The sequence below is a fragment of the Timonella sp. A28 genome (assembly GCF_051200815.1).
GTDB lineage: Bacteria > Actinomycetota > Actinomycetes > Actinomycetales > Cellulomonadaceae > Timonella.
In genome coordinates this window covers 1,871,188-1,892,241 of sequence record NZ_CP195159.1, presented here as the reverse complement: position 1 = coordinate 1,892,241, position 21,054 = coordinate 1,871,188, and the positions used below count along the sequence as shown (strand labels likewise).

19 protein-coding genes and 1 CRISPR repeat array are annotated in these 21,054 nt (G+C 51.8%); of the genes, 5 read left to right on the top strand and 14 right to left on the bottom strand.

Annotated features, from left to right (window positions below; genetic code table 11):
* Positions 1-39 precede the first annotated feature (39 nt).
* Positions 40-732, top strand: a complete 693-nt coding sequence (locus ACR9EC_RS08965; RefSeq protein ID WP_435298890.1) for a hypothetical protein — start codon at positions 40-42, stop codon at positions 730-732.
* A 93-nt stretch (positions 733-825) separates the two neighbouring features.
* A CRISPR array of direct repeats spans positions 826-2,317; the repeat unit is 28 nt; unit sequence GTATTCCCCGCGCATGCGGGGGTGAGCC.
* A 315-nt stretch (positions 2,318-2,632) separates the two neighbouring features.
* Here the strand turns inward: ACR9EC_RS08965 and ACR9EC_RS08960 are convergent.
* Positions 2,633-4,033, bottom strand: coding sequence for a HipA domain-containing protein (locus ACR9EC_RS08960; protein WP_435298889.1), 1,401 nt, complete (start codon positions 4,031-4,033; stop codon positions 2,633-2,635).
* Positions 4,030-4,395 carry a helix-turn-helix transcriptional regulator gene (locus tag ACR9EC_RS08955; RefSeq protein ID WP_435298888.1) on the bottom strand — a complete coding sequence of 122 codons (366 nt, stop codon included), beginning with the start codon at positions 4,393-4,395 and terminating at the stop codon, positions 4,030-4,032. Before ACR9EC_RS08955 ends, ACR9EC_RS08960 begins: the two co-directional genes overlap by 4 nt.
* A 354-nt stretch (positions 4,396-4,749) precedes the next feature.
* Here ACR9EC_RS08955 and ACR9EC_RS08950 point away from each other — a divergent pair, with 354 nt between their 5' ends.
* Both ACR9EC_RS08950 and ACR9EC_RS08945 read left to right on the top strand, forming a co-directional pair.
* Positions 4,750-5,622, top strand: coding sequence for an ATP-binding cassette domain-containing protein (locus ACR9EC_RS08950; RefSeq protein ID WP_435298887.1), 873 nt, complete (start codon positions 4,750-4,752; stop codon positions 5,620-5,622).
* Complete coding sequence (locus ACR9EC_RS08945) at positions 5,588-6,364, top strand: ATP-binding cassette domain-containing protein (protein ID WP_435298886.1); 777 nt, start codon at positions 5,588-5,590, stop codon at positions 6,362-6,364. The genes ACR9EC_RS08950 and ACR9EC_RS08945 overlap by 35 nt, the downstream gene beginning before the upstream one ends.
* 88 nt (positions 6,365-6,452) lie before the next feature.
* Here ACR9EC_RS08945 and ACR9EC_RS08940 read toward each other — a convergent pair whose 3' ends face one another.
* The 4 genes from ACR9EC_RS08940 to ACR9EC_RS08925 are packed head-to-tail and all read right to left on the bottom strand — an operon-like array spanning position 6,453 to position 9,681.
* Positions 6,453-7,472: a hypothetical protein gene (locus ACR9EC_RS08940; protein WP_435298885.1), complete on the bottom strand. Its 1,020-nt coding sequence runs from the start codon at positions 7,470-7,472 to the stop codon at positions 6,453-6,455.
* Positions 7,450-8,019: an RNA polymerase sigma factor gene (locus ACR9EC_RS08935; protein WP_435298884.1), complete on the bottom strand. Its 570-nt coding sequence runs from the start codon at positions 8,017-8,019 to the stop codon at positions 7,450-7,452. Before ACR9EC_RS08935 ends, ACR9EC_RS08940 begins: the two co-directional genes overlap by 23 nt.
* Positions 8,020-8,067: 48 nt before the next feature.
* The gene (locus ACR9EC_RS08930) at positions 8,068-8,385 is read right to left on the bottom strand and encodes a thioredoxin family protein (RefSeq protein WP_435298883.1); all 318 of its coding nucleotides are present in this window, start codon (positions 8,383-8,385) and stop codon (positions 8,068-8,070) included.
* Positions 8,386-8,388: 3 nt separating this feature from the next.
* On the bottom strand, positions 8,389-9,681 hold the full coding sequence (locus ACR9EC_RS08925; RefSeq protein WP_435298882.1) for an MFS transporter: 1,293 nt from the start codon (positions 9,679-9,681) through the stop codon (positions 8,389-8,391).
* A gap of 247 nt (positions 9,682-9,928) precedes the next feature.
* Here ACR9EC_RS08925 and ACR9EC_RS08920 point away from each other — a divergent pair, with 247 nt between their 5' ends.
* On the top strand, positions 9,929-10,828 hold the full coding sequence (locus tag ACR9EC_RS08920; RefSeq protein WP_435298881.1) for an ABC transporter ATP-binding protein: 900 nt from the start codon (positions 9,929-9,931) through the stop codon (positions 10,826-10,828).
* Positions 10,825-11,613, top strand: coding sequence for an ABC transporter permease (locus tag ACR9EC_RS08915; RefSeq protein WP_435298880.1), 789 nt, complete (start codon positions 10,825-10,827; stop codon positions 11,611-11,613). The genes ACR9EC_RS08920 and ACR9EC_RS08915 overlap by 4 nt, the downstream gene beginning before the upstream one ends.
* 74 nt (positions 11,614-11,687) lie before the next feature.
* Here ACR9EC_RS08915 and ACR9EC_RS08910 read toward each other — a convergent pair whose 3' ends face one another.
* From ACR9EC_RS08910 to ACR9EC_RS08875, 8 genes are all read right to left on the bottom strand, one after another.
* A complete protein-coding gene (locus ACR9EC_RS08910) occupies positions 11,688-12,101 on the bottom strand; it encodes a RidA family protein (protein WP_435298879.1) in 414 nt (137 codons plus the stop codon).
* A gap of 9 nt (positions 12,102-12,110) precedes the next feature.
* Positions 12,111-13,532 (bottom strand): alanine racemase, encoded by a 1,422-nt coding sequence (locus ACR9EC_RS08905; protein WP_435298878.1) that lies wholly within the window; start codon positions 13,530-13,532, stop codon positions 12,111-12,113.
* A 20-nt stretch (positions 13,533-13,552) separates the two neighbouring features.
* Entirely contained in the window at positions 13,553-15,184 is a 1,632-nt protein-coding gene (locus ACR9EC_RS08900) for an N-acyl-D-amino-acid deacylase family protein (RefSeq protein WP_435298877.1), read from the bottom strand.
* Complete coding sequence (locus tag ACR9EC_RS08895; protein WP_435298876.1) at positions 15,185-16,981, bottom strand: beta-N-acetylhexosaminidase; 1,797 nt, start codon at positions 16,979-16,981, stop codon at positions 15,185-15,187.
* The gene (locus tag ACR9EC_RS08890) at positions 16,981-17,850 is read right to left on the bottom strand and encodes an ABC transporter ATP-binding protein (protein ID WP_435298875.1); all 870 of its coding nucleotides are present in this window, start codon (positions 17,848-17,850) and stop codon (positions 16,981-16,983) included. The genes ACR9EC_RS08895 and ACR9EC_RS08890 overlap by 1 nt, the downstream gene beginning before the upstream one ends.
* The gene (locus ACR9EC_RS08885) at positions 17,847-18,719 is read right to left on the bottom strand and encodes an ABC transporter ATP-binding protein (protein WP_435300641.1); all 873 of its coding nucleotides are present in this window, start codon (positions 18,717-18,719) and stop codon (positions 17,847-17,849) included. Before ACR9EC_RS08885 ends, ACR9EC_RS08890 begins: the two co-directional genes overlap by 4 nt.
* 68 nt (positions 18,720-18,787) lie before the next feature.
* A complete protein-coding gene (locus ACR9EC_RS08880) occupies positions 18,788-19,837 on the bottom strand; it encodes an ABC transporter permease (RefSeq protein WP_435298874.1) in 1,050 nt (349 codons plus the stop codon).
* Entirely contained in the window at positions 19,830-20,825 is a 996-nt protein-coding gene (locus ACR9EC_RS08875; protein WP_435298873.1) for an ABC transporter permease, read from the bottom strand. The genes ACR9EC_RS08880 and ACR9EC_RS08875 overlap by 8 nt, the downstream gene beginning before the upstream one ends.
* Positions 20,826-21,054 lie beyond the last annotated feature (229 nt).

The window sequence follows — 21,054 nt, the reverse complement described above, 5'->3', positions numbered from 1 at the left end:
TCTGTATTCATAAAGCACCCGAAAATATAAATTTCTCTCATGACTAGCCAAAACCCTCAAGGGCAGACGCCTTTACCACCTCCCTTGCCTCCACAAGACCCGGGGATTCCGCATAAATGGGCGCGCCCATCAATCCGTGAACGCGGACTCATCATCGCAATTCTGGTTATCTCGATCCTCGGTCTGATCAACTTCAACATCAATGTTGGCGGTTACAACGGCTACAGTGGCGTCTATAACGCTGTGCAACAAGCAATGAATGACCATGCATTCAACAACGGTATGTATGACGATTCATCCGGCTTTGTTTATAACTCGTACGACGGAACCTATGTGCAGCGCACACCTGCTCAAGCTATAAAAACTGATGCTGGAGTTGTTGTGTTTGCGATCCTCGTGAACAGTGGAACCCGCACAGTTTCAGGCTATGACGTAAGTTTCACAACCACGAACACCAGCGTGCAAGGGAAATATGTGAGTGGCCTAGTTACGCTTGCGCCCGGTGAAGCCCAACCCGTGGCGGTGCTGTTCCCAAAGATGAAAAAAATTGATGAGAAGTTTGTTGAATCTTTTACGTTTGAAACGCTTTCAACAGTTGAATCATCTGAAGGAGACATGCTCGACATCAGTGAAATCTACGACCACGCAGATGAAGAACTTAAGAAAATGAATAAAGCATATGAGCCGGTGCTTCGTGAACAACTCAAAAAGTTTCAAACCGAAAACAAATAACAACCGTGGACATTAGATCAGGCTTTAGACAAGCGCAAAAACGAACTACATAAAAACAGGGTATCGTCGTAGTAAACTTGCTGATCAATTAGAGTATTCCCCGCGCATGCGGGGGTGAGCCCGAAGAAGCAACGCGAGCAACAGAACAGGCAGCGTATTCCCCGCGCATGCGGGGGTGAGCCCGGGTAAGAGCTTGATTAAAATCGCGATCTTCGGTATTCCCCGCGCATGCGGGGGTGAGCCTATTAGGCCTTAATCTGGCCAAGTTGAACGGCTGTATTCCCCGCGCATGCGGGGGTGAGCCAAATGCCGGTCAAACCGTGCGCCGATCACGTCTGTATTCCCCGCGCATGCGGGGGTGAGCCCTTTTATAACGGTGTAGATCGCGAACAGATCGAGTATTCCCCGCGCATGCGGGGGTGAGCCCCTGAGCCGATACCTGCCGCGCGTACTCCCATGGCATTCCCCGCGCATGCGGGGGTGAGCCCTAACGCCGAATACCTAGAATGGAAAGACACAAGTATTCCCCGCGCATGCGGGGGTGAGCCCACAGAAATAGTTATCAAACACGGTGAACTCTTGTATTCCCCGCGCATGCGGGGGTGAGCCCCGGATGAAAAGTTTCTAGTAGATGGCACTGAGGTATTCCCCGCGCATGCGGGGGTGAGCCCGTACCAGTTTTCACAATGAGTGTAAACATATAGTATTCCCCGCGCATGCGGGGGTGAGCCCTCAACTGTAGTACACCTAAAATCATCTTGGCAGTATTCCCCGCGCATGCGGGGGTGAGCCCGTTGGAAACGTCATCCGAAACCACATCCTTGTGTATTCCCCGCGCATGCGGGGGTGAGCCCCGGTGACGTCTTCTAATGACAATGCCAGTACAGTATTCCCCGCGCATGCGGGGGTGAGCCTGACGACTTTAAGGACTACTCATGACCGGAGAAGTATTCCCCGCGCATGCGGGGGTGAGCCGTCAAAGGCCCCCAGTAACGCTTAAATCACTGAGTATTCCCCGCGCATGCGGGGGTGAGCCTGAGCCGCCATTTACAGGCTTGATCGCGCCACGGTATTCCCCGCGCATGCGGGGGTGAGCCCACCTTAGCGGAAGCGTTAAAAGCTGCCCCTGTGTATTCCCCGCGCATGCGGGGGTGAGCCCACGTACTCACCTGAGTGGACTGTACCGGCTTCGTATTCCCCGCGCATGCGGGGGTGAACCGTCGGCGGTCACTGCACCAAACAATACGGAAGTGTATTCCCCGCGCATGCGGGGGTGAACCGTGTCGGCTTTGCGTTCGTCTTTGGGGATGTCAGTATTCCCCGCGCATGCGGGGGTGAACCGTACCCATACAAAAAAAGCAAGGTTCGTATACCGTATTCCCCGCGCATGCGGGGGTGAGCCCGGGTAACCCATCTGGCGTTTCTTCACAAGAGAGTATTCCCCGCGCATGCGGGGGTGAGCCCTGTAGTCTCCGTCCTCCGCATTGGTGATGTGTGTATTCCCCGCGCACGCGGGGGTGAGCCCAGAAAAACCCATGTAATGAAGAACAGCCAGTAGTATTCCCCGCGCATGCGGGGGTGAACCTATTGAAGGCTGCTCAGTAATGAGCCGTGGAAGAAGAAACACAGACGTGAAGATAACCTTTGTGCGGTGGCTGGTTCTGCTTTTTGTGCTTGGAGCATCCGTACATACGCTGTTTCGTGTGCTTGTCCCGATGCTTGATGTACCGAGTTTTAGAGTGCTGCCTTGGGCAGGTGCGGTTGTCATGCTTGCTGTTGGTTGTGTGGCCCTCGCTGTGAAACTTCGAGAATACGCTATCGGGAAACTGTTTTTTCTAGGTTCTGTTGTAAATGCTGCGGCTGTAAGCGTTGGAGCTTTTTCGCATGATCCGCTTGATGGTTATTTAATCGCTCGGTATATGAGTGCGGTCGTTTTTTGGGGAGCAATAGCTTGGGTTACGAGGAATCCAACGCAAAAGCCTTCCGAGACATGACACGAGTTTATTTCGCTAACACGTCTTTGACTCGTCGTGTTTGGCAGAAGATCGCCTGACGCAGATTTTCTATGACTTCTAAGCTTTTGAATGTTTTTCGGTAATTCGGAAATAACCTGATTTAAAGCCGATTGGATGTGCTGTGCAAAGAAATTAGCTACTTCGCTGGCATATGACTTATGCAGCCCGAAAGTTTTTGAGAGTTCAGCAAGCGTTTCGTGAGTGTAAGCGCCAACCGTATTCACTCCGTTCACTTTCATAGCAAGTTCCGTACCGTTGAACCCGTTGTAGTCCTGAGCGCGTATGACCTGTGTTGTTTGAAGCAGGAAATTACAGTTGATGTCGTAGAACGGTGCTAATTTTGTTAATCCGGGGAGCAAAAGCAGCGAATAGTTTTTTGCATGAGCATCGCCGTGTCCAATAATCCAAAAAAACACGAGAGCGTTTGTGAGAGCCGTAAGGTCTGCTTCAATTTGGTCATCGCTACAGTGGCGGGCGATGGTCTGGGCTAATGCAGCTACGCCAGGGCCACCATCTTGCTCATATTTGTGTAATACGGGTGTCGCTGTGGCTTGGGCGAAGTCTTCTTGATGGACTCGTTTCACTTTTCCGTCAAGCAAGTAGCGGTCAAAACGTTCAACAACAAGGACGTGCTCTTGATCAAATTCAAGTAACTGGGTTGTTGCTGCTTCTAAACCGAGCCTTTGTGCGGTTTGCATAAGGACGTGTTCTGAAATGTCTGAGCCATCAAGATTCGCGATGCCGGGTTTAAAAATGTGGGTGGAAGGGTGGGCGCCGGAGGGTTCATACCAACCTTCATCATGAAGAGCTAAGGCGAATTTCCCTTGCGCGCCAGCTAAAGAAAACTGCCCTACGCGATCCGTAGAGTTATTCCATGCTGTTGGATCCGCGCGAATTGTGCGAATGCGATCAGCGATCCATGAATCGTTTACTGGAGTTAAGGAACTATTGTCAGAGCGCCCTTTTCCCTCTGGATAAAGCTCAATGCCACCTGCAACATCGCCACCGTAGACTGTAAGCAGATCAAAAGTATTGGCGCGCAGCAACCCTGCATCGCGCGCCCATTGCTCACGCACGGCAGCGCTGTCTGGAAGCAAATTTTCCAAATATGATTCGACATCGTCGTTGGCATATTCACGGGACCTTACAGGGAACTGCACTGAAAGCGGCACCGCCTGTGGGTCATCAACATATGCGGGGGAATACTGCAATATTGGTTTGTTATTTTTTAACAAAATTTGACCGATTATGCGGTCATACAAGTGCACATCTAACGCGTTTGTCATGCGCCATCACCGGAAACTTTGTGAAATGCAGAGTCCTGTGTGCGGTTTACACCGAGAAGAGCGGTTAACGCAGATGTTTTAGTTAAGCCTCGAGCCTGGTCAGCTAGTCGTGCGCTCCAATGCTCCGAGAGGGAACCGACGTTTTGCCGTTCATCGTGTGTATGCGCTTCTAACGTGATGTTCAAGATGCGAAAAATTGCTAGGAACGTGTCCAATGATGCCGCCGCATTTCCTGCTTCAATGCGTGCGATGCTTTGTCGACCAACTCCTACCTGACTGGCTAATTCAGTTTGGGATAGGCCGGCGGTAGTGCGTGCATTTCGGATAGTTCGTGCAACGTCCGTGCCAGATGTAAGGAACATGTTCATCGCCATCTTGTCGCTTACAGAATAAGAATGTATCAAAAATATAACATTTGATTGTATCAAAAAAACAACATTGGCCGATAGTGTCCCAAAAAAATAACAAAAATGGTTGTCTGGTTGAAATCGATCAGCTAAAAACAGTTGACCGCTGTACGGGTGGTCTGTTGTGATGGTGCCATGTGATGAATGGTTGATCGATAACTGTGCGCCCACTCGCGCTACCTTGAGCAAGGCTCGGTAGCGACGGTCAGGGTGCTGTTCTTTGTTGTTCATCAACCTGCCCTCTGCCTGCGCTGCTGATGAAGCGCCACGTAAACGTACGTTCTACAAGGCTGAGGCTTTGGAGTCCTTATGTTTAATCATTCATCTTCTTCCGCTGTTACTCTCACAAACCTCACGTTTGAATGGCCAGACGGTCAGACAGCAATAGATAACATTTCTGGAACCTTCGATACCGGAAAAACGGGTTTAGTTGGCCGCAACGGCACCGGAAAATCTACGCTGCTGAAACTCATTTCGGGGGAATTAAACCCCACTCGAGGAAAAATTGATCGTCACGGTGACGTCGCTTATCTACCGCAAACGTTGACCTTGAACAAGGACACCTCCATCGCGGACCTGCTTGGAATCGCACACACTTTACAAGCATTGCGTGCTATTGAAGCAGGTGACGTCTCCGTTGAAAACTTCGACATAGTAGGCGACGACTGGGACATTGAAACTCGCGCAGATCAACAGTTACATGATCTTGGGTTCTCGTCGTCAGACCTGAACCGCACTGTGCACACGCTTTCTGGTGGAGAAGCGATACTTGTAGCACTCACTGGATTACGTTTGCGTGCCACACCAATAACACTTCTCGACGAGCCAACCAACAACCTTGATCGTCGTACACGGGCAGCACTCACCGCTCTCGTCGAAACGTGGCCTGGCACGTTAATTGTGGTCAGCCACGACCGAGAACTGTTAGACCGAATGAACCAAACAGTGGAACTGTATGCCGGCGCCATGACCACTTTTGGCGGAACATACAGTGAGTGGGAAGACTACCAGGCTGCTGAGCAGGCAGCCGCTGAGCAGGCGGTCACTCAAGCGAAAAGTGCGTTAAAAGCTAGAAAAGAAGCAGCGAATCGAAGCAGAAACGAAACTAGCGCGCCGCGCAGCCCAAGGAAGAAAAGCCGCAAAATCTATGCCACCAATAGTTGCGGGAGGGCTCAAACGTAAAGCAGAAGTCACCGCAGGAAACACTCGCAACCTTATGGACGATCGTGTCAGTTCTGCACGCGCAGCCTTAGAAGCGGCTGAGTCTCGGGTGAAAGACGACGAAGCGATCCACCTGATTCTGCCCGACCCGGACGTGCCACGATCACGCAGGCTCGCTAGTTTTTCTGACAGCGAGCGAACACTATATGTGCAAGGGCCAGAACGGGTGGCGTTAGTGGGCGCTAACGGTTCAGGGAAAACCACTCTTCTTGAACATGTGGTTTACGGGAAGCAGCCACTACAGGGGAGCGCGCACGCTGAACTATTCACTCAACGTTGCGGGTATCTACCGCAACGCCTTGACGACCTTAACGAATCACATAGCGCAGTACAGAACATCCAAGCTGTAGCGCCTTCCATGACTGCTGGCGAGATCCGAAACCAGCTTGCTCGTCTGCTGCTGCGAGGAGAGTCGGTGAACAGGCCCGTATCTACTCTTTCAGGTGGAGAACGATTCCGGGTGTCTTTGGCGAAGCTTTTATTCGCTGAACCAGTTGCAGACATCCTGATTCTTGACGAGCCCACAAACAATCTAGACATGGCGACCGTTAGCCAACTTGTTCAAGCCCTGAAAAGTTATCGCGGAGCGCTACTGGTAGTAAGTCACGACTACAACTTTTTGAACCAGTTAGAACTAGATTCAGTTATCGAACTTGACCTGCCACAAAATGGGGGAGTGTTGAGCCAACGCGCAGAACTGTAGGAAAGCAATACAGGAGAAGTTTTTGTTGGGTGCGAGACACAGTGGTTCGCACCCAACAAAATGTTGTGCAGGGTTAGGCTGGATGTGGCTACCGTGTGGGCGCAGAATCGACTACGTCATACGTAATAATTTCTTCGCTTTCAAAAGTTCCGTCACCTTTGAACGTGCGAATACCCACGTATTCTCCAGTTGAGGGGCTAATGAGAACCTCTGTTGTCCAATCGTCTCGGGTTTTTTCGCTCCGGCTGAATCCAACGACAGAACGTCCATCGTCAAGAAGAATATCTTTGGTGTTTACGACACCAGGAATCAACGCAAGCGCTTGGTAGATAGCTGCACGTTGAGTGGCGTTAGCGACGCCGATATCAAGTAGTTCAAGGATTCGAACGAAGTTGTCTTCGTCTCTACTGTTCGACCCGCCCGAGTAGAGAGAGTCAACATATGCGTAGGCTGCTTCGCCGCTGCTTGTAGGCATTTTATTGAGCATCGTTAACGAAAAGTTTTCAGGGATGACCCCTTCTACGTATGCGTTGTCGTCTTCTGCGTAGTAAGCGCCATTGGGCGCAGAGATGAAATCACTAGGGCTTTCTTCAAAGTTTCCTACGATTCGAGGGCTCGTTTTACGTACCCACACGTCTTCAAAATTGCTCGGTATATATTCATCGACGGTTTGGTGATATGGCTGACCAAACAGGTCAGCTACTTCAGGTGGAGGTACATCGTATGTGTTTTCAAAAATGCCGCGCTGTTCAGCACGAATATGAAGATATTGGCCTTCACCAACTTCATAGTCAGAGTATTTGACGGTGTTGTTTGCGGCTTGGTGCAACAGTGTTACTGCTGATGCGGAATGAGGGGTGTTAAAAACATTCATTGCAAAAATGGTTATAGCAACAACACACGCGGTAGTTACCGTAGACCAGCCGATGAGCATAAAGGTAAGCCTCTTACGTTTCTTCAACGCTTTTGTATGAGGTGAAGAAGCATTCTGTTGGCGTTGTTCGGCCACCATGACAGATTTTAATTGTGCGAAGGCGGGCGCTAAGTCTTCTAGTGCAGGTTCAGGTATGTCATTACGAAATTCTTTAAGCGACTTGAAATCGTTCACGATTGCCCTCCTTAGAGTCAGCAGCGTCACGCAGGATGCGTCGTGCGCGGTTAAGTCGAGAACGAACCGTCCCCGTAGGAATGTTTAACGCGTGCCCTATTTGTTCGTAGCTGAGGTCTTCCCAAGCAAAAAGAAGGAGAACATCACGATCTCCTTTCTTCAGTGAGCGGAGTTTTCCAGCAAGTTCGTGAACTCTCAGTTGTGCGTCCAATTGGGCGTCACATTGTTGAGTTTCCTCGTCGGACCCTTCACGAACAAGTGTGCGTTCAAGGAACTTGAGGGTTCTTGCTTCTGCGGTTCGGTGCCGGTGAAGAATGTTTGTTGCTATCCCAAATAGCCACGGCAACGCTGTGTCGATGGTTTGATCGAAAGATTCACGTTTTTCGAAAGCGACAAGAAAGGTTTCGTTAAGGACGTCATCTGCAACGACGCTATCGGTGCGTCTCGCAATATATCTGTGTATTCGGGGTGCATGTCGGAGGAAGAGGTCACCAAATTCTGGTGGGTCACTCATGGACCTCGCGATAATCTCGCTGTCTGTGCTCACACGTTGTATTCTTTGTGGCGCGCAGAAAAGTTCACGTAAAGGATAAACTTACGCTTTTATCATTTTTATGAGCATGTCGAATGACAGCTGGTTCATGGCCCCGGCCTCGTTATATACCGGTTCGTTGTTCTTAAAGACGACAACAGTTGGAATGGATTTAATGTTGAACTGTTGTGGCGCGTTGGGTGCCTCGTCCATGTTGATTTTGGTGAATACCACATCGTCGTGCAGTTCGCTTACTGCCTCATAGATGGGACCAAACTGTGTGCATGGAGCACACCAAGGCGCCCAAAAATATGCGACAACCACAGAGTTTTTGAGTGTTAAATCAGCTAGTTCAGTTTCACGAATATGCGTTGCAGTCATGGGTTATACCTGTTCAACAGTAAGAGGAGCGGGGCGGGTTTTAACCCGCATGTATCCGAGGGAAAGAATGAAATAGCCTACGCCAAGGGCCGCATACATGACATGTGAAACACCCGTGACCGGTAAAAGCAGCGCGCACAATCCGCCAGCAGTCATAAACGCAATGTTGAAAAGCATGTCGTAGAGGATAAAAGCACGCCCCCGATACTCATCTGGGGTGTCTTGCTGAATGATCGTGTCCAAAGCGATCTTTGCGCCCTGAGTGGCGACACCCAGTAAGAACGCTGTCACGAGCATCGTCGCAGGGACAAGCCGCACAGTAATAATTGCTTGCGCGACCACGGCAACAAGCATGCAGACGACGATCCACTTAGCCTCGCCGATCCGGCTTGCGACGAGAGGCGTAACAAAAATAGCTAACGCGAAACCGGCAGCAGTTAAACCAATTATTTGTGCAAATGAACCCAGGCCGGTTCCGTCGCCCGACGAAAAATAGTTGCGTGCAACCAAAATGGATGACACAAAAACCATGCCGTAAAGCAGGCGCATTCCCGCCATCGTCGCTAATGCACGTGCAGGTGTTTTCAACTGGATGAGCACGCGCATAGCAGTAAACAGATCACGGACGATACGGCCTGCAGAGACATCATCGTGGCGTTCTTGTTCGCTACGAGTCGGGCCAAGACGGTGAGCGTCAAACCCTAAAGCAACAACAATAGAGGCCGCAAACACTACCGAGGCAAGCCCCAACGTAGCAGCATCACGGGTATCGCCAGCAGGCATAAACAAACCTAAAAGCACACCCACAACAGCACCGACGCCTGTTGCAGCAGCGCCAATAGTGGGCAGAATCGAGTTCGCAATCAACAGATTTTCGCTAGCTACAACACGCGGTAAAGAAGCCCCCAACGCGGCAAGCAAAAACCGGTTAAGAGACAAAGCAATAAGCGCCAAAACATAAACAGCGGGGGTGATACCCCACGTGAGGATCACCCCAATGATTGCGAGTGTTAAAACAAGTCGAATCGAATCCGTGACAACAATAATGTTGCGGCGCTGCCACCGGTCAAGAAACACCCCCACGAAAGGGCCCACAAAAGTAAACGGCGCGAGCATCACAAACAAAGCGAAAGCAATAGCCGAAGGAGTGCCTTGCGACGCTGGCGAAAAGAAGAAAAGAGTGGCTAAAGCGGCCTGAAACATTCCATCGCCAGACTGGCACAGCAACCGGATCGCAAAGAACCGTTTGAAATCGCTGGAACGTAAAAGTGTCTGAAGTTTGGCTTGTAATCCCATGTCCACCCGTCAAGTTGCGGTGGCGCAGCCACAAAGGTGGGGGTGGTCGCGCGTTCAAAACTAGTCTAGCGAGTATAGAAGAAAAGCCTGAAAGTAAGCAGGTAATACTATGCTCGGTGGGACTCACGCACGAGTCTGGTATGACTAGCCTTTAGTTCGATGGTTACGTGTGTGTTGAACAAAAGTATGACTGACGAGATGCGCTCTGCTGATGTGCCACCGCCTATATGCGTAGCACGATGGATACATGATCACAGTTGAGCAGGTTTCAAAGAGTTACGGAAGTGCACAAGCACTCAGTTCCGTCTCGTTCCAAGCAAACCCTGGACGAATCACAGGGTTCCTCGGGCCAAATGGTGCGGGAAAGTCCACAGCAATGCGCATCATTTGCGGACTCTCAAAACCAAGCAGCGGACGAGCACTCATTAACGGACAGTTGCTGAGCGAGGTACACAACCCAAGCCGGGTCGTAGGTGCTCTCCTCGACGCTGGATCACAACACGACGGCCGCACCGGATACGAATCGCTCACCCTCGGTGCTATCGCCATGGGCGTTCCACGTACACGAGTCGACGAAGTCCTCGAAATGGTTGGGCTCACCCCCAAAGAAGCAAAACGTCGAGTAGGAGCCTACTCGCTCGGTATGCGCCAGCGTCTAGGCATCGCAAACGCACTACTCGGATCACCACAAATCCTTATCTTCGACGAACCAGTCAACGGCCTCGACCCATCAGGTATCCGCTGGATTCGTGACCTCCTACGCGACTTCGCCAACAACGGTGGAACAGTCCTGTTGTCTTCCCACCTCCTCATGGAAATCGAAGCAATCGCAGACGACCTCGTCGTCATCGGTCAAGGCCGCGTAGTAGCGCAAGGCACCAAAGAAGAACTACTCGCAGGAGGCGAAACCCACGCCACAGCAGTAGACACTTTCGAACTTGATAAAGCATTAAAAGCACGAGGCTTCACCGCAGGCCCAGACGGCACAGGTGGACTAAAAACCTCAGCATCACCGCAAGAAGTCGGCGAAGTGGCGTTAGCTAACCAGATCGTCTTGACTGCACTGTCAGAAGGCTCACGTGGTGGGCTAGAAGATCTGTTCTTTGACCTAACGAAAGACACCTCACGTGAGGGAGCAAACGCATGAGCGCCGCAACACTAGAACACGTAACAGCAACCCCAGTACAGACAGGAAAACCCGGTATTCCTTTTGGCCGGTTATTCCAAGTCGAGTTCCGTAAACTCTTCGACACACGCGCAGCACGTATCCTGTTGGGCCTTCTCGCAGTTGGTGTTCTTGCGATTGTCACAGTCATGGTGTTTGTTGGCCGCGGAGACGACAAAAGCTACGCCGGTTTTGTAGAAGGCGCATTCATGCCAGTCACCATGCTGCTGCCAGTGATCGCTATTCTTGCTACCACGTCTGAATGGTCTCAGCGCACGGCACTGACCACATTCATGTGGGAACCTCGTCGCGTACGGGTACTCTCAGCCAAATTTGTTGCTGCTTTTATCGTCGCAATTTTTGCTGCACTAACCGTGCTTGCTTTTGCTGCGATGGGAGCCGGCGCAGCCACTCTTACCGGTTCAGAACTGGACTGGACTTCAAACGGAAAAGTATTAGCCGGATACGCAATCCTGATATTTGTTCTGGTTGGTCAAGGTATCGCATTCGGTTCGCTGATCCACAACACTGCTGGGGCGCTGGTCCTGTACTTCATGCTTCCAACAGTCATGACGCTACTCACGTCGCTTATTGAACCGTTAAGGGAAATCAAAGAGTGGATTGACATCAACGTGGCTTCAACGCCAATCATTGAAGGCACATTTAGCGGTGAAGCACTTGCACACTACGCAACCGCAGTAACACTCTGGGTGATCATTCCAGGCGCAATTGGTGTGTGGCGCACACTAAACCGCGAAGCAAAATAGTCCGATAAAAAGTGTGGGTGCCTCCTCTAGTCCAGGGAGACACCCACACTTTTTGTGTTCACAACAATGCGTCACTAGTTGTTGGTGATAGCAATCGCATCGATCTCAACGAGCATCTCTTCACGAGGCAGCCCAGTCATAACAGTTGTGCGCGATGGCAGCACACCACTCGTACAATGAGCCGAAACAAACTCGCCATACGCTTCATTCATCGCAGAAAAATCATCACGAGTAGTCAAATACACGCGCAACATAACAACATCATCAAATGAAGCACCAGCAGCTTCAACAATCGCTTTCACGTTCTCCAACGTACGGATCGTTTGCGCTTTCACATCACCCGGAAACAAGTATTCACTCGTCGCAGGATCAACAGGCCCTTGACCACTCACCTGAACAAAAGGGCCTTTGCGTACACCCTGATGGAAAGTATGGGCTGGGGCTGGCGCATTCGGCGTCGAAACAGCCTCTTTAATCCACTCAGACACGTAATACTCCTAAAACTGTGTTTCTATAATGTCGATGATCCGATGGTCATCATCAGTAATCAGTGGATTCGTCCACTTGTCGAACAGCGTGCACGGGTGCGAAACACCAAGACGGACAACATCGCCCACATGCAAAGAATCAAAACCTTCAGCAGCCTCCAAAAAAGCATGCTGATCATTGACACTCGTCACCGTCCACCCCTGATGGCTCACCACCAAAGGAAGATCAATATCGAAAGGAACATCGCGGCGGCCAACATTCAAAAATGCGCGACCAGGTTCCGGAACAGACAACACCACAGCATGAACGTGAGCGGCAGCCTGCGGAGTATGCGCACCAGCAAAACCCTCAAACCACGACTCGGGCATACGAAGCCACGGATTAGCACGCGCTAACAGCCCATGATCGTGAATGATGTAAGCACCAGCACGCACCACAGGAAGCACAGAAACCTCTACAACAGAGCTGGAAGTTTTGACGTTTCCAATACGTAGCGGTCCAGGCAATTCAGCGCACACAACATCCAAATATGCGGAACCACCCGCAGAAACAATCACAGAATTGTCGTCACCAAGATCAACTACACCCTGCTCAATGAGAGCCGCAGCAGTCGAGCGCAGCGAAACAACAAAATCTGAAACAGCCTGTAACTCCTCAGGCGAATGACCACCCGCAACAGACCCCTCATACCCTGAAACGCCACGAACAGTCAGCCCAGCATCATACGCAGCACGCGCTACAGACACCGCCTCGTCAAGAGAACGAACGCCCGTGCGACCGCCAGAAACGCCAACCTCCACAACCACAACAAGATGCTGACGCACCCGATCAAGACGCTCACGAATCGTCGGATCAGTGACATCTAAACCACTAGCGCCAGCAACAGAACGCTCAAACTCAGCAAAACCCGCACGAACCTTCGCGACACTAGCGACGCTGTCAACACACACAACAATAGACAGCTGATCCGCGCAACGCTGCGCATCCCACACCTTAGAAGCAAGGAAAGCGATCTCGCTCGCCACAACAACTTCATTGGCGTGGAAAACGTTCGTTAACCCGTCCACACCCCACGATAAAACCGTAGAAATATGACCGACAGTAGCCGTCGTAACACCCCAACTACCGGCAGCGATCTGACGCTCAAGAAGCTGCGGAGACATGGACGTTTTAATATGCGGCGCATGCACCACACCAGTCACATCAGCAACATGCGCCATCACCGCAATGTTGTGACTAATCGCAGAATCACTCAACTCCAAAACCGGAAAACGTGTCCACTGCGAATCAACATCAGGCTGCTCAGTACTCATCAACGCCCGAGCCTCAGAAAGCCGCACCGGATGAGCAAAAGCCAACCCTTTAGTTGCCGGACCAACAAAAGACCACGCCCGAGCCTCATGACCAAGAGAACCTACATGATGAGACATAATCCCTCTTTCCTGCACGCCTACCGGGTAGGTATAAGCGGACGACCAGCCAACTCACCAGTGAGTTCACCATCGCGCAACACAACCCGGCCACGAACAATCACATCGTCGACACCCACTGCATCCACACGCGGAGACTCATACGTCGCCCGGTCTTCAACAGCAGCTATGTCCACTAAGGCTATGTCAGCAATCCGCCCAACCGCGACCTCACCAACATCAGAAAAACCAAACATACGAGCAGATCGGGCCGCTAAATGCTCAACAGCATCCGCATACGACCACGACTTCCTCTCTGCAACATACGTCTTTACATAGTTCGCAAAGGTGCCCCACCCGCGTGGATGCGGATGCCCACCCTGATAAATAGAGTCAGAACCAGCCACATGACGGTCATCATGCGCAAAAGATTCAACAGACTCAGGGCTATTCGTCGGAGGCTGCGCAAAAACCGCACTAGCTTTCAGACGACTCGCAATAAGCAACTCAACAAGACAATGCGCAGCAGACACACCCATGCGCTCAGCGACATCCACCAACTGCACACCCTCAGCCCACGAATAAACCCCAGGAACAGCAGCAAGCGTCACCCGAGGCCACAAATCTTCAAGTGAGGAAAGATGCTCGTCGTGAAGACGCTGACGAATGCTAGGATCAGCCAAAGCGTCCAATGTCGCATCAACATCTGCCACAGGAAGCCAACTCGGCAAAGCAAGCATCGACAAAATGGTGCAACCCCGCAAATACGGGTACGTATCAAACGACAGCCCTAAACCAGCCCGCGTAAACGCATCAAGCGCAACAGAAATCTCGTCAAAAGGCCCATGCAGGTGAGAAACATGCGTGTGCACACCCGTAGCCTCAGCCAAAGCACGCAACTCATCCAAAGCAGTAACCGCAGCCGACTCATAGCCGCGCATATGGCTCACATGAGGCAACCCCGAACGAGCAACCACACCTAAAATGGCTTCAAGTTCACGGGTGCTAGAAAACTTAGCGGGCGTATATTCAAGCCCAGTAGACAACCCGCATGCACCGTCAAGTAAACCCTCCTCGACGAGAGCAACCATCTCGGCTATTTCAGCATCAGTAGCATCACCAGGACCGCCACCTTTAACGGCATAACGAACCGTGCCATGGGGGATAACATAACCAACATTCACAGGTGTAGTGCGGTCGTACACATCCAAAAAATCGCGGACACTACCACCAGAAAACCCTTGTGGAGCGGCACCATTAATCGCCGCAAAATAATTACCAGCCCACGCGGCCGCATCAAACTCGGCCCCAGCCGGCGATGGCGCAAACGAAACGCCATCCTGACCAAGCACAACACTCGTAATACCTTGCCTCAACAAAGCCCGTTGTACTTCAGGATCAAACAATGCACCCTCAGCATGCACATGCGAGTCAATAAAACCAGGAAATGCGACGCGGCCTTGGGCATCAATGGTAGCCGCGTCGTCATTTCTCTGTGAGGTCGCACCCTCATGTGGAATGATCGCAACAATACGATCACCCTCAATGTGGATATCCACCTTCTCCCGGACATCCACAGGAAGGTACGCCCCAGAGACGATCACCTGAGGCGTACCTTTCTGGCGGCAGATAGAGGTCGCACCCTCTGTCTCAGCGTCCTGCACCTTATTCACCTAGAGTTCCATCCCCTCACGCCAGCCCCCTACGTGGCCCTCGCTGCCTGCAGCTTTGAGAGTCTCCGCGAGATCCAGCGGCCATCCAGGAACCCCCGGACGCTGCTGCCACGGTAACGGCCCGCTCAGTGGCCGATACTCAACCCCGGCTGCGCTGAGCCGAGGAAGATGATGTTCAACCAAACGTTCAATAAACTCAACGCTGGCTGGTGCACCAGAAGCACGATTAACTTGCTTACTCCACGCTACTTCAGCAAAAGCACAAAGACGGGGGAAAGTCGCATAATCCACCCGGCGTGGTGTATTTAATTGTTCCGTCCACACTTGAGCTTGCACACCAAGCAAGCTGCCACGCTGCATTGAATCGCTGCTGGCATCAAGCTCAAAATGAGGCAAGTTATCTGGTTCAAACGCAAGCACGTCTTCTAACGTACGCACAAAACCAACTGGAATGGGCTCTTGATCGCCCTCAGCTGCACGATGATCAAAATAAAGATTCTGCTCAGGAGCAAGCACAATGTCGTAACCCAAAGCCATAGCCTCAGCACCCGACTGATAGCCGCGCCACGTCGTCACAATCGCAGACTTAGGCAGATAAGGGCTCACACCTTCATCCCACACCACAGGCCGACGACCATGAGACACAACAAAATCAGCTAACTGGCCTAGGAACCAGCCATGCAATTCATCAACAGAATCAAGGCCGACATCACCAGCGAAAGCCACAACCTCGTCGTCTTCACGCCACAACAGGGGAGGGACCTCGTCGCCACCAAGACCAATATAAGGCGTATCAAAAATGTCCATGATCTCAGCAAAAACATTCTTGAAAAACTCAACCGTGGCAGGTAGCGGCTTCAACACGTTGGTCGAAATACCCCACGAAGTACGAACAGTAGGGACACCACCATCCGGCAGAGCACACCCCAACTCGGGGTAGGCGGCAATAGCCGCTTCACTATGGCCAGGGACATCAATTTCAGGAAGAACAGTTACTCCGCGAGCCCGCGCAAACGCAACGATTTCACGAATATCGTCCTGTGTATAAAACCCGCCATGTGGTTCACCATCGAACTGTTTATGACGCCACGCCCCACGATTCGATTCCGTACGCCATGAACCAACACGAGTTAACTCAGGATACTTTTTGATCTCAACGCGCCAACCCTGATCATCAGACAAATGCAAGTGCACAATATTGAGTTTGTGGGCCGCAGCAAGATCAATAAATCGTAAAACCGCTGCTTTAGGCATGAAATGACGCGCCACATCAAGCATGATTCCACGCCACCCAAAGCGCGGCGAATCTGTAACGCGCACGGCAGGAATAACAACAAAATCTTGAGGAGACGCAGCAGCACGAAAACCATGAACCCCTAAAAGTTGGCGCAGCGTAGCAACGGCGGCAAAAAAGCCGGCTTCGTCGCGTGCTCGAACAAGCAACTCACTCGGAGTAATCGAAAGCTCATAACCAGAGGTAAGGCCATCAGTGCACACAAAACGAACAGTGCACGGCAACACTTCTGCGGCAGGATTCTCAGCATCGAGAACCGCTACGCTCACACCAACACCATCATGAAGATAGCGGGCAAAGAGCCGCGCCGCGGGCACAGCACACGTGTCTGCGAGTATAAAACTGCCAGACAACAAACAAAAAGTGGTTGCCTCACCGTCAACGCCGTCCTGAACAACAGGAGCGCCACTTGACGGCAATGGAAGCAGGCCCAACCCTGTAACCTGCGGCTGCGCCGCCTCAGAAAACTGAAGCGGCGCAGCTGAACGAGGGAACGAAGTCATCATCCCAGCCCGCGAGTACCAAACTGGTCACGGTTCTCAGCATCACCAGCAGCAAGTTCTGCGCGAACAGAGTCACGCAATTTGCCGTGGTTTGCAGGGTTTGGTGCAGCACCAAGCAAAAGCTTGGTGTAATCGTGCTGCGGGTTCAAGATGACATCATCTGAAGGGCCACGTTCCACGATGTTTCCCTTGTACATGACAAGGATTTCGTCGGAGAAGTGACGTGCAGTTGCAAGGTCGTGCGTGATGTACAAAACCCCAAGGTTGTCTTCACGCTGCAACCGTGCGAGAAGGTTCAACACCGAAAGACGAATCGACACGTCAAGCATCGAAACAGGCTCGTCAGCAATGAGGTATTTAGCGCCAGGTGCCAGCGCGCGAGCAATAGCTACACGCTGACGCTGACCACCAGACAACTCGTGTGGACGACGACGCGCAATACTCTCCGCTGGAGAAAGGTTTACACGTTCCAACAGTTCGATGATCTGTGCATCAACTTCTGATTGTGTGCGTGCCTTCTTGTGCAAGCGAAGCGGACGCTCCAAGTGGTGGGCGATGGTGTGGAACGGGTTCAGCGAAGCGAACGGGTCCTGGAACACCATTTGCACGTTCTTGCGGTACTTCCGTAATCCACTGCCACCAGTCGGTGTAGCAATACCATCGATGTTGATGGATCCAGAGCTTGGTGTTTCAAGCTTGGAAATCATCCGAGCGATAGTCGATTTACCTGATCCTGACTCACCAACGAGAGCAATAGTTTTGCCTGGCTCAAGCGTGAACGAGACATCGTTGACGGCACGAAGGTTAGAACTCTTGAGACCTTTACGGATCTTGTAGTCCTTGGTGAGGTGGCTGACTTCGAGGGTCATTGGAGGCCTCCCTGCTCTGTTGCGGTCTCATCGACTCCGGTACGGACAAAGCCACCCCGAGCCCCAGTAAGGCTTGGGAACGAACTCAGAAGTTTCTTGGTGTATTCGTGCTGTGGCTTTTCGTAAATGTTTTCTGCTGTGTCCAACTCGACGATCTCGCCCTTGAGCATGACCGCGATACGGTCAGAAATTTCAAGGAGCAGAGGCAAGTCGTGGGTAATGAAGATGACCGCGAAGTTGAACTGTTCACGCAAACGCATGATTTCGCGCAGGATGCCTCGCTGCACAACAACGTCAAGGGCCGTGGTGGGTTCGTCCATGATCATGAGTTGTGGGCTGAGCGCGAGTGCCATTGCGATCATGACACGCTGACGCATACCACCAGAGAGCTCGTGAGCAAAGGAATCGAGGCGCCGTGGGTCCACTCCAACGAGTTGAAGGAGTTCTTCTGAACGTGCTTGTTTCTCTTCCTTTGTCATCTCTGGACGGTGCGTTGTGAGCACATCAAAGAGTTGAGCTTTGATTGAGATCACTGGGTTCAAGGAGTTCATTGCACCTTGGAACACCATAGAGATTTTGTCCCACCGGAAAGCACGCAGTCCGTTGCCCGTGAGTGCAGCTACGTCAACATCTGTGCCGTCTTTGTCGTGGAAGGTGATCTCTCCGTCAGTGCGAAGCGCTGGCGGTTTGAGTAGTTGGTTGATTCCGTAGGCGAGGGTTGTTTTTCCACAGCCTGATTCGCCAGCGAGTCCAAGAATTTCACCACGGTTTAAGGTGAGTGAAACGTTCTTAACGGCCTCTACGGGAGGGTCAACTTCGTACGTAATGGAAATGTTTTTGGCCGTAAGCACTGGCTCGTGCTCGGTCATGTACTGTTCGTGTTCTGCTGAGGTCAGCGGACCAGTATTTTCAACAGTTGCAGTCATGGTGCCGCCTCCTACTTCTGTGCCTTAGCTGCAGCTGTTTTCTGTGCAGCTTTCTTAGCTTTGCGAAGCTGCTTTACAGCGTCAGGTGCGCTGCGGAGCTTCGGGTTGATGATTTCGTCGATGGATAGGTTGATGAGTGCAAGTCCGCAACCGAACATTGCGATCATCAGGCCTGGTGGGACGAACCACCACCATGCTTCACGTTGGAAGGCGTTGTTTTGGCTTGCCTGGTTCAGGATGGTTCCCCATGTGATTGCTCCGTCTGGGCCGAGACCAAGGAAGGAAAGGCCAGCTTCGGAGAGGATCGCGAGGATAACTGCACCAAGGAACTGTGCTGCAAGAAGCGGAAGCAAGTTTGGCAAGATTTCCACGGTGACGATGCGGAATGTTTTCTCACCAGCGACACGTGCTGCTGCCGTGTAGTCACGGTTTCGTAGCGATCGTGCTTGCAGACGAAGCACAATCGAAGAGCCAGCCCATGAGGTGAAACCGAGGATGACGGCGATCAACCACATGGAACGTTGGTCCATGTATGAGGCGATAACGATCACCAGAGGCAACCCTGGGATGACGAGCATGATGTTTGTGAACAGGTAAAGGATTTCGTCAGCCCAGCCACCGAGGTATCCAGAAAGAATACCGAAGATGAGGGACATGGTGATGGCGATACCACCGGCGACGAGGCCAACCATGAGCGAACCACCTGCACCAGCTGCAAGTTGTGCAAAAAGGTCAGCACCTAGGTTGTTTGTGCCAAGCCAGTGTTCTGTGCTTGGCCCCAAGAACACGTCGTTGTCGTAGTTTCGTGGGTCTTGCGTGAAATATGGTGCGATGATCGCGAAGAGAATGGTTCCGATCGTGATGATGAGTCCGCCCGCAAGTTTGGGGGTCATCCGAGGGAGCATTTCTTTGATGCCTCGGAAGCGATCGGTTTTTTCTATGCGTGGTGTGTGCTCTGGAGCGGCAGGTGTGTTGTGGTTTTCTGGACCAGGTTGTGTGTGTTCCTCAACCGAAACGTCACCCGTACCAGCACGGTCTGTGGTGTTTTCTAGGTTAGACATTTTGACGCGCCCTCGGGTCGATGAATCCGTAAATCAAGTCCATGATGAAGTTCGCTGCAAGAACAGTGATCGTGATGACCAAGAAGACTCCTTGCATGAGCGCAAAGTCTTTTTCGTTCACAGCGTTGATCATGAGCTTTCCGATGCCGGGGTATGTGAAGACTTGCTCCATGATGATTGACCCTGCAACGACGAAGCCGAGTGTGACACCAAAACCAGCGATTGATGGGAGTGCCGCGTTTCGGGAAGCGTAGGTAAGGGCGACGCGTGAAGGCTTGAGGCCTTTTGCTTCGGCTGTCATGACGTAGTCTTCTGCGAGCGTGGAAACCATCATGTTACGCATACCGAGCAGCCAGCCACCGAAGGACGAGATGACGATGGTGAGGGCTGGAAGGAATCCGTGGTAGACCGCGGATTGGAAGAATTCCCAGGACATTTCTGGTCCGGCGGGGAACTCTCGTAGTGAGTATCCACCGATAATTGGGAAGATTCCGAGGTTTACTGCGAACACGGAGATCAGGATGAGTGCGATCCAGAAGTAAGGCACTGAGGTGAAGAGGGTAGATACAGGAACGAGTCCGTCTGCCCATGTTCCTCGACGCCAACCGATCCAAGCACCTGCGCTTACACCGACGACGAAGGAAATAATGGTTGCAAGACCAACAAGGGTGATGGTCCAAGGGAGTGCCGCTGCGATGAGCTCAACGACTGGGGTCGGGTATTTAGTGAGTGAGATACCGAGGTCTCCGCGGAAGAGGTTTCCCCAGTATTGAATGTATTGGTCCCACAGTGAAGCATCTGATTCACCGAAGATGGTGTCGATGTTTTTCATCATGGTGGGGCTGATTTCGCCACCTCGTCGCAGAAGCTTGGCGATGAAGATGTCGCGTGCGTCACCGGGCATAAGCCTCGGGAGCATAAAGTTAATGGAAATAGCGGCCCAGAGAGTGATCACGTAGAACGTGAATCGCCGCAGATAGTACTTCACGAGTTGTTGTCCCGTCTTTGATCGTCTTTGAACTACCTCGTCTTTGTGTATTCCTCAAGCTGGCTCGTTTTGTGGGGCTGTTGCGATGTGTTTTGGGGATTCGCAGGTGTGCCCGGGTGCGAGTCACAAGTGTGAGCGCAGGAGTGGAAAACAGTGTTTTAAAGAAGGAGGGTTCGGGAATAACGTTGTTGCCGCTGGCAAAGGGCCTCGATGTTGTTGGGCGTGTAGC